The organism is Lentzea sp. NPDC060358, from assembly GCF_042725365.1.
GTDB lineage: Bacteria > Actinomycetota > Actinomycetes > Mycobacteriales > Pseudonocardiaceae > Lentzea.
The window spans coordinates 58,745-71,574 of the sequence record NZ_JBHXCW010000011.1 but is presented as its reverse complement, the minus strand read 5'-3'; the positions used below and the strand labels follow the sequence as shown (position 1 = coordinate 71,574).

General features: G+C 73.0%; 9 protein-coding genes. All 9 read right to left on the bottom strand.

Annotated elements, in window-relative coordinates; genetic code table 11:
- Window positions 1–46: 46 nt before the first annotated feature.
- Window positions 47–1,336: a serine hydrolase gene (locus tag ACFWGZ_RS04285; RefSeq protein ID WP_382450014.1), complete on the bottom strand. Its 1,290-nt coding sequence runs from the start codon at window positions 1,334–1,336 to the stop codon at window positions 47–49.
- 20 nt (window positions 1,337–1,356) lie between these two features.
- Window positions 1,357–1,887, bottom strand: coding sequence for a DUF3887 domain-containing protein (locus ACFWGZ_RS04280; protein WP_382450013.1), 531 nt, complete (start codon window positions 1,885–1,887; stop codon window positions 1,357–1,359).
- Between the two features lie 221 nt (window positions 1,888–2,108).
- A complete protein-coding gene (locus ACFWGZ_RS04275) occupies window positions 2,109–2,516 on the bottom strand; it encodes an NUDIX domain-containing protein (RefSeq protein WP_382450012.1) in 408 nt (135 codons plus the stop codon).
- 74 nt (window positions 2,517–2,590) lie between these two features.
- Complete coding sequence (locus tag ACFWGZ_RS04270; RefSeq protein ID WP_382450011.1) at window positions 2,591–5,950, bottom strand: tetratricopeptide repeat protein; 3,360 nt, start codon at window positions 5,948–5,950, stop codon at window positions 2,591–2,593.
- 212 nt (window positions 5,951–6,162) lie between these two features.
- Window positions 6,163–6,993, bottom strand: coding sequence for a LacI family DNA-binding transcriptional regulator (locus ACFWGZ_RS04265; RefSeq protein WP_382450010.1), 831 nt, complete (start codon window positions 6,991–6,993; stop codon window positions 6,163–6,165).
- Window positions 6,983–9,412: a glycoside hydrolase family 2 protein gene (locus ACFWGZ_RS04260; protein ID WP_382450009.1), complete on the bottom strand. Its 2,430-nt coding sequence runs from the start codon at window positions 9,410–9,412 to the stop codon at window positions 6,983–6,985. The genes ACFWGZ_RS04265 and ACFWGZ_RS04260 overlap by 11 nt, the downstream gene beginning before the upstream one ends.
- Window positions 9,409–10,164, bottom strand: a complete 756-nt coding sequence (locus ACFWGZ_RS04255; protein WP_382450008.1) for an ABC transporter ATP-binding protein — start codon at window positions 10,162–10,164, stop codon at window positions 9,409–9,411. Before ACFWGZ_RS04255 ends, ACFWGZ_RS04260 begins: the two co-directional genes overlap by 4 nt.
- Window positions 10,161–11,834 carry a dipeptide/oligopeptide/nickel ABC transporter permease/ATP-binding protein gene (locus ACFWGZ_RS04250; RefSeq protein ID WP_382450007.1) on the bottom strand — a complete coding sequence of 558 codons (1,674 nt, stop codon included), beginning with the start codon at window positions 11,832–11,834 and terminating at the stop codon, window positions 10,161–10,163. Before ACFWGZ_RS04250 ends, ACFWGZ_RS04255 begins: the two co-directional genes overlap by 4 nt.
- Window positions 11,831–12,829: an ABC transporter permease gene (locus tag ACFWGZ_RS04245; protein WP_382450006.1), complete on the bottom strand. Its 999-nt coding sequence runs from the start codon at window positions 12,827–12,829 to the stop codon at window positions 11,831–11,833. Before ACFWGZ_RS04245 ends, ACFWGZ_RS04250 begins: the two co-directional genes overlap by 4 nt.
- Window position 12,830 lies beyond the last annotated feature (1 nt).

Sequence of the window (12,830 nt, the reverse complement as noted above, 5' to 3'; positions counted from 1 at the left end):
GGCCTGACCCGTCGTCAGACCCGCCGGTGCCGTCACGTCCTCGCCGTCACGCGCCGGCCATCAACGCCATCGCGCCCTTGGCCACCGCGATCCCGCGAGCAGCCACGACACCCTCGTTCAGCGCCGTCACCGGGTCCGACACCATGACACTGGCGACGAAGACGCGCCCGTCCGCCGTGCGCGCCAGGTAGTTCAGCGTCAGCACGCCCGGTTCACTGCCGCCCTTGAACCACACCTCCGGGAACGCCGCCCTGTCGAGGCGCAGGCCGCCGTCGTTGATCGACAGCGCGTGCCCGATCTCCGGCTGGCCGAGCCCGCGCAGGCCCGAGAACGCGCGGCAGATGTCGTCCGGCGAGCCGAACCACTCGATCTGGTCGATCTTGCGCGGCTCGGTCCAGCCGGTCAGGCCGGTGAGCGGGAGGCGTTCGAGGCCCGCCACCGCGGCCGGGCGCGCCCAGCGGGGGAGCGCCAGGTAGGCGTCGGCCCTCGCCGGGTACTGCGCGGTCGCCTTCAGCTCGAACATGGCCTTGGTCGTCAGGAACGGGACGTTCGCCTGGGGACGCTGGTTGCCGAACGCCGTGACCTGCCGTTCCACCGCGGCGCGGCCGAGGTGGTGGACCAGGTGGTCGGTGGCCGTGTTGTCGCTGATCGAGATCATCTTGTCGGCGTAGGTGGTCAGCGGGAGCCTCGTGCCGGCCGGCTGGTTCTGCAGGTCGCCCGACGGCAGGCTCTTCCAGTCCTCGCGGACCGCGAGCTGGTCGGTCCAGGACATCCGGTGTTGCGCGACCGCCTTGCCGAGCGCGCCGAGCACGTAGAGCTTGAAGCCCGAGCCCAGCGGGCGTTGCACGTCGTCGTGCACGCCGTGCACGTCGCGGCAGCGGCCGTTCGGCATGATCTCCGACGCGCCGAACGAGACGCGGCTGCCGAGCGCCGCGAGTTGGGCGTCGAGCTCCTGCCACGTCGCCGGCACCGGTGCGTCCGGTGTGGCCCGCAGGCCGTCGACCAGGCCCGCCTGGTCGACGTGCAGGTCGAGCAGGTAGTCGTCCGTGCCGCGCACCGCGGCCTGGACCTGCGCGGTGGTCTCGCTGACCACCCGGGTCACCTCGAGGCGGCCCAGGCCGGTCAGCGCGGCGTTGACACCCGCCGGCCCGCCCGCCGCGTCGAGCAGCACCGCGGCGACGTGCTCGCGGATCTCGGTGTCGGACACCGGGACCCGCCCGCTCGCGTCCACGAGCCAGTCGAGCTGTTCCCTCGCCGTGGGCACCCCGGCGGCGTGGGCGGCCGGTGCCACCAACGTCGCCAGGAGCACCAGCACGGTCGTCAGAGCTCTCTTCATCGTTCCCCCGTCTCGGTAGCTCACCCCGGCTCCGGCAGGCGGATCAGCAGCCCGGCCACCTGCCCGTCCTCGCGGTAGGTGACCTGCACGACCCGTTCGCCGGCCTCGAACGCCAGCGGCACGTGGACGATCGTGTACTCGCCCGCCGACCACGCGAAGGCCTTGCCCATCCGCTCGAAGCCGCCGACCGACCCGGCCACCTGAGCCCAGGCGACCTGCAACTTCTCCTCGTCGACCTCGGCGCGCATGCGGTCGTCGAACTCGCCGGCGACGTCCTGCCACCGGCACTCGACGACCAGCGCCACGAGGTCCTCCGCGCGACGCACCGCGTCCGGCAGCTTCAGCACCGCCAGCGACGCGCCCGTCGTCGGATCCGTCGGCCGCCCGAACCGCTGGAAGGCGGCCTGCCGGCTCGTCCCCAGCAGGTCGCCGATCTCCTGCCAGGTGTGCCCGGCTTCCCTGGCCGCCTCGACGGCGTCCCGCAGGCGGGCTTCCGCGTCGCGGACCTCCCGCAACGCCTCGCTCACCGCGGCCAGCGGCCTGCCCGGCACGCTGTCAACAATGGCTTGACGCGGCGCGGTTGTCAACTCAGTCTTTACGTGCGCCCGCTGCCGGCGGGCGGCGCTGCGGCACGTGGCGTCGCAGTACTGGCGGTTTCGCCCAGATCCGGCGCGGGGCGGCAGCGGCTTGCCGCAGGAGGCGCAGTTCATGTCGAAGAGCGTAGCGCACGAAATAGTAAAACGTGCCGTCTTCGGCGGCGCGAAAAAGTGGATCAGCCGGGCAGGTCGGCGCGGTCCTGCCGGTCGAAGAAGGAAGCGAGGACCGCGTTGTCCTCGTACCCGAGCGCGGTCGAGGCGGCCTCGTCGCGCGTGAACCACCTCAGCCGCTGGCCCTCGGTGAGCACGACGACGTCGAGGTCCAGCTCCACCTCGGTCCAGAACGTGTGCTCGACGCCGTAGGACCGGGTCGCGGACACGAGCGGCCGCACGGAGTCGAGCACGACGCCCATCTCCTCCTCGATCTCCCGCGTGATGCACTCGTGCGGCTGCTCGCCCGGTTCGACGTACCCGCCGGGCAGGCACCACGTGTTCGGAAAGGCGATCGTGGGCTTGTCGTCGCGCAGGTACAGCAGGACCTGGCCGGCCGAGTTGACCATCACGATGTTCGTTCCCTCGTCCACGGGACTCCCCAGAACTCCGAACGGCAGCGGTTCCGGTGAACCTACCAACGCGCGTCGCGGGTGGCCCGCACCGCTCAGGACCGCGCGAACCTGCGGAAGAACCGGCGCTTGAGGGAGAAGTAGAGAATCTGATTGGCCATCTTGGACCACCGGTACTCCTCCCGGTGGTCCTCGCTGATCACGTAGTGGAAGAGCAGGTGCCGCGCCCGGCGGGCGTGGACGATCGCGCCGTCGAAGTCCTCCGCGTCGCACTGCACGGCCGCGCACTGCAGTGAGGCTTCCGCCTCCACCCTGCGCATCCGTCCGTCCCGGGCGAGCTGCGCGGCGCGTTCCCACGCCGCGATCGCCTCGTCGGTCCTGCCCGCCCGGTAGAGCGTGTGGCCGAGCACGAGGGTCGTGCGCGGGACGCGGTCGGCCCGCCCGATCTCCTCGAGGATCGCGAGTGCGCGGAGCAGCGGTTCCACTCCCGCCTGCGGATCGCTCACCGCCTCCTCCGCCACGGCGAGCTTGGTGAGGGCCGCGGCTTCCTGGGCCCGGTCGCCCGAGCGAACGGCGACGTCGAGGGCCTCGCGGCCCGCCCGCACCGCCTCGTCCGCCCGTCCCACCGCGGCCAGGCACCCCGCCAGGCACCCGAGGGCACCGCTGACGCGGCGGAGGTCGCCGGTCGCCGTGCTCTGCCGCACCTCGTCCTCGAACGCCGCGATCGCCTCGTCGTGGCGGTCGACCCTCCAGAGGACCAGACCCAGTTCGCACCACAGCACGCCGGCCCGGCCGAAGCCCGCCGGTGGGGTGGCGAGTCCGGTCAGATCGGTCTCCCGCACGCGGCCGATGACCTTGGCGGCCCGGTCGTACGCCCTCACCTCGAGATCATCGGCGCCGTTCTCGAAGTGCAGGGCCGCGGCCATGAGACGCGCTGTCAGCGTGGAGCCGAACTGCCGCAGGGACTGCCGTTCGGCGGCGAGCTCGTCCAGGGAGTCCGCCGCCGCCTTGGGGTTGTGCCCCTCGAGCAGCAGGCGTGCGGCGTCCTGGAACGCTGCGGCGGCTGCCTCCGGCCTGCCCAGTTCGCGCAGGGTGAAGGCCTGGTTGTACGCGGCCTGGCCTTCGGAGGGGACGTTGTCGGCGGCGGCGTAGCGGGCTCGCGCCTGCTCGGCCGCGTACAACGACTCCGCGTACCGCTTCTGCCCGTACGCGAGCAGGTCCCGGGTCATCCAGACGTCGCCGAGCCTGCTGTCGTCCCCCAGCTGCCGGGCGAGCTCCTCGGCCCTGGCGAGCAGCGGGGGCACCTCGTCGTGCGCTCCCGCGCGCAGGTGCGCCAGCGCGAGGTTGCACAGCGCCATCGTCAGGTTGCCGCGGTCGCCGACCTCGTCCAGGACGTGCACCGCCCTGGTCGCCGACTCGACGGCCGCCGCGGTCTGCCCGGAGTTCAGCCGCACCAGGGCCAGGTTGTTGAGCGCGATCCCGCCGAGGGAGCGGGGTCCGTGATCGCGCAGCAGCGGAACCGCCTTCTCCAGGGCCGCGGCCGCCTCGTCGACATCGCCGTTCATCAGCAGCGCGAGACCCAGGTTGTTGAGGGCGGCGCCGACTAGGTTCTCCGAGTCGTCCTTGCCGTCGAGCGTGTCGAGGATCGACGTGCACATCTCGATCGCCGCGCCGGACTGCCCCGTCTCGATCAGCACCGCGCACACGCTGTTGACACCGGCGACGAGCCAGAGGCTCCGGCCCTCGGCCGTGAACAGCTCCTCCGCCTCCTCGTACTGCGCGAGAGCTTCGTCGAAGCGGCGCTCGTAGCGCAGCAGGAGTCCGGTGTGCAGGACGAAGAGGGCCTGCGCGGAGGGGTCGAAGCGGCGGGCCAGCCGCACGCCGGTGGCGCACACCGGCCGGAGGTCCTCGGTGTACCTGCGGTGGCTGAGGTACAGGACCAGGCTGGACGCCAGCTCCAGCGACCGCGGGGTGTCCTGGTCGAGCACGATCGCGACGAGGTTCGCCCGTTCCAGGTCGAACCAGGCCAGCGCGGCCGCCAGGGTGGGGAAGCCGGACACCACCTCCGCGCCCTCCGCGGCGAGGAGGTGGGCGTTCGCCTCGCCGGCCGCCGTCGAGCAGTGGGCGGTCAGGCGTTCCAGCGCGTCCTGCCGGCCGTCCTCCGGGTGGTCCTCGGCGTGGTGCCTGGCGAACAGCCGGAGCAGGTCGTGCAGCCGCCAGCGACCGTGCGCGGGCTGCTCCACGAGGTGACCGGCGGCCAGGTCGTCGAGGGCTGCGCGGACCTCGGCCTCCGACCGGTCCACCAGCGCCGCCGCGGCGGCGGTCGCGATGTCCTGTCCGGGAGCGACCGCGATCAGGCGGAACAACCGGGCCTGGCCGGCCGGCAGCGTGCGGTAGGACAGCTCGAACGCCGGGAGCACCGCACGGCGGTGGTCGTCGAGGAGCCCGAGCCGCCCGCTCTCGTCGCGCAGGTCCTTCGCCAGCTCCGCCACCGGTGTGCCCGGCCGGTCGACGAGCAACGCGCCGGCGATCTGCAGCGCCAGCGGCAGGCGCCCGCACTGCGCGGCGACCTCCCCGGCGGCGGCGGGGTCGTCCGTGATCCGCGAGTCGCCCGGTCGTGCGGTGCGCAGGACGAGGTCGAGCGTCGCCACGGCGTCGGCGGCCGCCAGCACGTCCAGGACGACGAGCCTGCCGCCGAGGGACGGGATCGTCCGGCGCGACGTCACCAGCACCCTGTGCTGGGAAGCCCCGGCCAGCAGCGGTTCCACCTGCGCGTGGTCCGCGGCGTTGTCCAGGATGACGAGCATCGGCCGGCGGGCCGCGAGCGTCGACCGGTAGGTGGAGACGAGCGCGTCGTCGTCACCGTCCTCCCGCACCGGGACCTGCAGCGCGTCGAGCACCAGCCGCATGATCTCGACGGCGGTCTTCGGCCGGTCCTCGTACCCGCGCAGGTCGCACGACACGATGCCGCCGGGGAACCACTGCCGCTTGCCCGCCTGGTGGCCGGCCTGCACGACGAGTTCGGTCTTGCCGACGCCGGGAGCGCCGGTGACGAGCACGAGGTCGGTTCCGGACTCCGGTGCCAGCGCCTCGAGCAGTTGCCCGGTCTCGGCCGCACGTCCCGCGAAACCGGTGAGCGGGCGGCGGAGTTGCGCGGGCACGACGGCGGGCGGCACCGGGCGCACGCCGGTCGCGGCAGTGCCGAGGACCTGGTGGCGCTCGGCCGGTTCGTCCCCGGGGCCGGGATCGCCCGCGGGCGTGGTGCGCGTGGCGAGCGCGGCCAGCCAGGCCCCGAGGACACCGCAGAACACGGCGGCCGGGATCCAGGGCCAGCTCCACCCGCTGTCGTCGAGGATCTGGTTCGCCGCCACGGCCGCTGCCACGCCCGTGGTCCCGACACCCAGGATCAGCGCCCACCGGCGCAGCCGTGGTCGCGCGGTGCGCCGTCCGGTCATGTGGTGGCCTTCCGGGGATGGGGCCCGCCAGCACCGGGACCACGTGGCGATGCGCGGGTCCGGCGCTCGTGGTTCCCGTTGCCGCCGAACGGCTCGGAACCACTCCCCGCCGGATCAGGTCGCACCGACTATCGCGACGCGTCGCCGCCGCGTTAGGTGTGCCGGCAAGCCCGGGAGAAGATCGCCCGAAAGGCGGAGCGGTCTCGTCGCACTCAGGCGGACGCCGTCGTGCCGCGCGGCACGCAGCGAGCGGTGGGCGACCAGCGCTGGACCACGGGCACCCCGTCGACCAGTTCCAGCAGGGACTCCGCCACGGTCACCCCGAACCGGTGCACGTCCACGCTCATCGTGGTCAGCGCGGGGGAGGCGAGGCGGCACAGCGTCGAGTCGTCCCACGCCACCAGGCTCAGCCGGTCGGGCACGGCTACGCCGAGCGCGGCCGCGGCGGCCAGACCCGCCACGGCCATCACGTCGTTGTCGTACAGGATCGCGGTGGGCGGTCGCGGGCCGGTGAGCAGGGCGGTCGTGAGCTTCGCGCCCGCCTCCTCCGAGTAGTCGCCCTCGACGAGCACCGGCTCCACGCCCGCGGCCGCGCAGCCCTCGAGCAGTGCGACGGTGCGGGCGCGGGTGTGCTGCAGCGAGCTGGGGCCGGTGACCCGCGCGATGCGGCGGTGGCCCAGGCCGAGGAGGTGGCCCAGCGCCGAGGCGACCGGGCCCGCGTGGTCGGTGCGCACGCACGGCAGCGTCGAGTCGCCGACGACCACGGCCGGCAGCGCCAGGTCGCGCAGCACCGGCGGGCGGGGGTCGTCGGCCACCGGGTTCACCACCACGACGGCGTCGACCAGGCCGCGGCTCGCCCAGCGGCGGTACGCGGCGATCTCGGCCTCGTGGTCGGAGACCACGTGCAGCAGCACCGACAGGTCGCGGGAGGCCAGGTGTTCCTCGATGCCCGCGATGAACTCCATGAAGAACGGCTCGACGCCGAGCAGCCGGGCCGGGCGCGCCAGCACCAGGCCGACCGCTCCCGTCGAGTCAGCGCGCACCGGGCACCGCGCGCAGGTCGTTGGCGCTGCGCAGGACCAGCGGGCCGGTGAAGGCCGCCGGGTCGGCGGCCGCGTCCGTGCGGACGTGGAACACGTGCGTCTCGCCGGCCAGCAGGCAGAGCAGCGCGTCGTCCGCCACGGCGTCCGGCGCCACGCGGTCGGCGAGCACCGTGACGTCGCGGGCGAACGACTCGCAGCGGACCTCCACCTCGTAGCCGCCGTGCACGGCTCGCGCCCGTGCGGTGAGGGGAGCCGGGTCGTACGCCAGGTCCTCGGTGAACAGGTGGGTCGCGCGGGCCTCGGCGGTCGTCGCCACCACCACCTCCGCGTCCTCGTTCGCGGGCGTCAGCAGCGCCTCGTCGAGGTCCATCGTGACCGCGGACCTCGGCGGCACCGTCCGGCGCAGTCTGGTCAGGTGCAGGGTGACTCCCCGGAACGTCTGGCGGTCGAGCGTCACGTGCGCGTCCCACGGTTCGTCGTGGTCGTTCACGGCGATCAGCACCAGCCGGCCGTCGCGCGGCTGGAACGTGAGCAGGCGCGGCGCGAACGCGTGGCGCAGGCCGTACCAGAGGGGCTTGAGCCGTTCCTCGCTGTCGATCGCCGCCCACGACGTCACGGGCCAGCAGTCGTTGAGCTGCCACACGACGGCGCCCGCGGTGCGCGGCCACCACGAGCGGAAGTGCTCGATGCCGAGGGCGACCGCGCGGGCCTGCGCGAGCTGCGTGGCCCAGTGCCAGTCCTCGAACCTCTCCGGCACGCGTCCGGCGAGGCCGCGGGTGAGCTTGTCGTCGCCGGACTCGGCCTTCTGATGCGCGAGGAAGCTCGGCGACGTCGGGGTGAGCGGCTCGTCGTGGACCCAGCGGGTGAGCGTCGGCCACGTCGGCGGGCCCTGGAAGCCGAACTCCGCGCAGAACCGCGGGACGTGGTCGCGGTAGTGCTCGGGGCCGACCCTGTTCCACACCTCCCACTCGTGGCGCGTGCCGTGGTCGGGCGAGTTCGGGTGCGGGCCGCCGTAGGGGCTGCCGGGGCAGTAGAACCGGGCCGGGTCGAGCTCCGCCACGATCGCGGGCAGCAGCTCGTCGTAGTACCTGAGGCCCCACGTGCGGCCGTCGAGCCGTTCCGGCCAGCCCCAGTCGGCGAAGCCCCACAGGTTCTCGTTGCCGCCGTTCCACAGCGCGAGCGACGCGTGCGGCATCAGGCGCACGACGTTCTCGCGGGCCTCGGCCTCGATCTCCCCGCGCAGCGGCTCCTCCTCGGGGTAGGCGGCGCACGCGAGCGGGAAGTCCTGCCACACCAGCACTCCGCGTTCGTCGCAGACGTCGTAGAAGTCGTCGGACTCGTAAATGCCGCCGCCCCAGACCCGCAGCAGGTTGACGTGCGCGCCCACCGCCTGGTCGACGCGGCGGGCGAGCCGGTCGCGGGTGATCCGGGTGAGGAAGTGGTCGTCGGGGATCCAGTTGGCGCCCTTGACGAAGACCGGCTGGTCGTTGACCACGACGGTGAACGGGGTGCCGATCTCGTCGGGCGTGGTGTCGACGGTGATCGTGCGGAACCCGATCCGCTTCTCGTAGCTGTCGAGCAGGCCGGCGGACCCGTGCACCGTGACGGAGAGGTCGTGCAGCGGCTGGGCGCCGTACCCGGCCGGCCACCACAGCGCGACGCCGGGGACGTCCAGTCGCGCGGTCACCGAGGTCTGCCCGGCGGGCACGAGCACGGTGCACTCCGCGGCGCCCACGGCGATCCGCAGCGTCAGGTCCTCGGGCCGCGCCCAGTCGACCACGGCGTGCACCTCGACCCGGCCCTGCGCGCCCGCGACGGTCACGACCGGACGGACCTGGGCGAACCTCGCGGTGTGCCAGCGTTCCAGCCGCACCGGCCGCCAGATGCCGGCGGTCTGCAGGTCCGGTCCCCAGTCCCAGCCGAAGCTGCACGCCATCTTGCGGACCATGTTGAACGGGTGGGCGTTCACGTGCGGCCGGTGTCCCAGCGCGGCTTCGGCCTTCTCCGCGTGGGCCAGCGCGGACGAGAACGACACCACCAGGTCGTTGGCGCCGTCCACGAGGTGCTCCCGCACGTCGAAGCGGTGGCTGCGGTGCATGTTCGCGGTCCGGCCGAGCAGGTGCCCGTTCAGCTCGACCGCGGCGACCGTGTCCAGGCCCTCGAACACGAGGTCGGCCCGGTCGTCCGAGGTGGCGGAGGCGAGGAACGTGGTGCGGTAGCGCCAGTCCGCGCGGTGCGCCCAGGTCAGCTCCGACTCGGCCCGGTCGAGGAACGGGTCGGTGATCAGCCCGGACGCCAGCAGGTCCAGGTGCGTGCTGCCGGGCACGGTCGCGGGGACCGTGCGGCCCCGGACGTTGTCCGGCACCTCGCTGGTCGTCGTGGTGAGCTGCCAGCCGTCGTGCAGGTGCTGCCGGATCAAGACGGACCCTCCAGGCGGAAGCGGTTTTCCGGGTTCGGTGCGGCGGCGGCGAGCGACCGGGTGTAGGGGTCCCGGGGACGCAGGAGCACGTCGTCGCTCGGCCCTCGTTCGACGACGCGGCCGCGGTGCAGCACCAGGACCTCGTCGGAGAAGTGGCGGGCGGTCGCCAGGTCGTGCGTGATGTGGAGCAGGGCCAGGTCCTCCTCCTGCCGCAGGCGGTCGAGCAGCGTGAGCACTCCGAGCCGGATCGAGACGTCCAGCATGGACACCGGTTCGTCGGCGACGACCACCCCGGCGCCGGGGGCGAGCGCGCGGGCGATCGCGACGCGCTGGCGCTGGCCGCCGGAGAGCTCGTGCGGGCGCCGGGACGCGAGAGCGGGGTCGAGGCTCACCCGTTCCAGCAGGTGCGGGATCTCGTCGGCCGACTTCCCGTGCAGCCGCAACGGCCGGGCGAGGTGGTGGGCGACCGTGTGGAACGGGTTCAGCGACGCGAACGGGTCCTGGAAGATCATCTGCACGTGGTCGCGGTAGGAGCGCCGGGGCACCCGCGCGCCGTCCGGCCCGGTCAGCACGACCTCCCCGGCCGTCGGCCGGACCAGCGCGGCGATCATCCGCGCGAGGGTGGACTTGCCGGACCCGGACTCGCCGACCAGGGCGACGGTGCTCCCGGCGGCGACGGTGAACGACACGTCGTCGACCGCGCGGACCCCGTGGTAGGTCTTGGTCAGGCCGCGCACTTCGAGAGTGGTCATCGGTTCACCGCTCCCGCTTCTCCGGTCAGGCTGGGGAACGAGTCCAGCAGCTGCCGGGTGCAGGGGTGCGCCGGCCGCCGGTAGAGGTCCTCGGCACCGGCGTGCTCGACGACCTCGCCGTCGCGCATCACCGCGATCCGGTCGCTGATCTCCAGCAGCAGCGGCAGGTCGTGGGTGATGAAGACGACGGCGAACCCGAGCTCGTCGCGCAGCCGCTTGATCTCGTTCAGGATCTCCCGCTGCACCAGGACGTCCAGCGCGGTGGTCGGCTCGTCCATGATCATGACCTCCGGTTCGAGCAGCAGCGCCATCGCGATCACCACCCGCTGCCGCATGCCGCCGGACAGCTCGTGCGGGTAGGCCGCGAGCCGTGCCGGGTCGACGCCGACGAGCCGCAGCACCTCCGCGCACCGCGCCTCCCGGTCCGAAGTGGACAGGCCGGGGCGGTGGGTGGTGAGGACGTCCGTCAGTTGCGCGCGGACCGTCGTGACCGGGTTCAGCGAGTTCATCGCGCCCTGGAACACCATCGACAGCCGGGCCCAGCGGAACCGCCGGAGCTCCTCCGCGTCCAGCGCGAGCACGTCGACGTCCCCGAACACGACGGACCCGGACGTGACCTCGGCCGGTGGCCGGTGCAGCCGGTTGATCGCGTAGGCCAGGGTGGTCTTGCCGCACCCGGACTCGCCGGCCAGGCCGAGGATCTCACCGCGGCGCAGGGTCAGCGAGACGTCCTTGACCGCGTGCACCGGTGTGGCGCCCTGGTAGACGACGTTCAGGCCGCGGATCGTCAGCACCGCACCGGGTTCGGGCGGCAGGTGGTCGGCCCGCACGACGTCGCGCCGCCGCCGGGCCAGGTCGCGCAGCGCCGGGTCGACGAGCTCGTCGATGCTGAAGTTGACGAGCGCCAGCGCGCCCCCGAACAGCGCGATCACCAGACCGGGCGGCACGAACCACCACCACGCCCCGCGTTGCAGCGCGAACCCGTTCTGCGCGTAGTAGAGCATCGTGCCCAGCGTCGACGAGTCGGCCGCGCCCAGGCCGAGGAACGACAGCCCGGCCTCGCTGAGGACGGCCAGCACGACGGCGAACACGAACTGCGCGGCGAGGACCGGCAGCAGGTTCGGCAGGATCTCCACGCCGATCACCCGCCAGGTCTTCTCACCGGAGACCCGTGCCGCCGCCACGTAGTCCCTGGTGCGCAACGACAACGTTTGCGCGCGCAGCACGCGGGCGGCCGCCGCCCAGCCGGTCACGGCGAGCACCAGGGCGATCGTGGACGTGCCGCGCTGCTCGGCCGGCACGAACCCGGCGACCACGATCACCAGCGGCAGGCCCGGGATCACCAGCACCACGTTGGAGAACAGCGAGAAGACCTCGTCCACGACACCGCCCGCGTACGCGCCGACAATGCCGAAGAACCCGGCCAGCAGCGTGGCCACGACCCCGACGAGCAGGCCGATCCACAACGAGCCGCGGGTGGCGTGGGCCAGTTGCGCCAGCACGTCCTGGCCGGTGGTCGTGGTGCCGAGGACGTGCTCGCCGCCGGGAGGGGTGAGACCGCTGTCCCTGATCAGGGCGGGGTCGCCGGTGAGCAGCGGGCCGAGGAGTCCGAAGAGGACGACCAGGCCGGCGAGCGCCAGGCCGGTGACGAGCTTGGGGGACCGGGTCACGACACCGCGCTCCGATCCCTCGTGCGGGCGTCGACCAGGCCGTACAGCAGGTCGACGACGAGGTTGGCGCCGAGCACCGCGATCGTGATCACCAGGAAGATGCCCTGCATGAGCGCGTAGTCGTTGTTCTGCACCGCTTGCAGCAGCTTCGAGCCGATGCCGGGGTAGGAGAAGACCTGCTCGGTGACGATGGACCCGGACACCACGAACCCGAGCGAGATGGCGAACCCGGCCACCGACGGCAGCACGGCGTTGCGGGCCGCGTACCGGACCATCACCCGGCTGCCGCGCAGTCCCTTGGCCCGCGCGGTGAGCACGTAGTCCTCCGCCATCGCCGACACCATCATGTTGCGCATCCCCAGCAGCCAGCCGCCGACCGACGACAGCACGATCGTCAGCGCGGGCAGCGTGCCGTGGTAGAGCGCCGAGCCGAGGAACTCGACGCTCCAGCCGGGGTCGAGGACGACGTCGTAGCCGCCGTTCAGCGGGAACCAGCCGAGACCGGACGAGAGCGCCGCGACCAGGATCAGCGCGAGCCAGAAGTACGGCACCGCCGACAACATCGTGGTGGCGGGCACGAGCGAGTCGAGCCACGTGCCGCGCTTCCACCCGGCGACGGCGCCGAGACCGACCCCGAGCAGGAACGACAGCAGCGTCGCGAGCCCGACCAGCACGACCGTCCACGGCAGCGAGCCCGCGATCACCTCGGACACCTCGGCGGGGAACGCGCTGACCGACACCCCGAGCTCGCCGCGCAGCAGGTTGCCCAGGTACGCCAGGTACTCCTCGGCGAACGACTCGCGCCCGCCGGTGCCGAGCAGCGTCTCGTAGGCCTGGCGCGCGGCGGGGTCGACGCTGCCGCCGCGCTGCTGGAGCTTGGCCATCAGGACGTCCACCGGGTTGCCCGGCAGCAGCCGCGGGATGACGAAGTTCAGCGTCACCGCCGCCCACAGCGCGGTCAGGTAGAACGCGAGCTTGCGCAGGTGGTAGCCCATG

Excerpts from the sequence above, each read along its gene's own strand:
- ACFWGZ_RS04285 (WP_382450014.1), bottom strand. The coding sequence starts at position 1,336 with ATGAAGAGAGCTCTGACGACCGTGCTGGTGCTCCTGGCGACGTTGGTG.
- ACFWGZ_RS04270 (WP_382450011.1), bottom strand. The coding sequence starts at position 5,950 with ATGACCGGACGGCGCACCGCGCGACCACGGCTGCGCCGGTGGGCGCTG.
- ACFWGZ_RS04255 (WP_382450008.1), bottom strand. The coding sequence starts at position 10,164 with ATGACCACTCTCGAAGTGCGCGGCCTGACCAAGACCTACCACGGGGTC.
- ACFWGZ_RS04245 (WP_382450006.1), bottom strand. The coding sequence starts at position 12,829 with ATGGGCTACCACCTGCGCAAGCTCGCGTTCTACCTGACCGCGCTGTGG.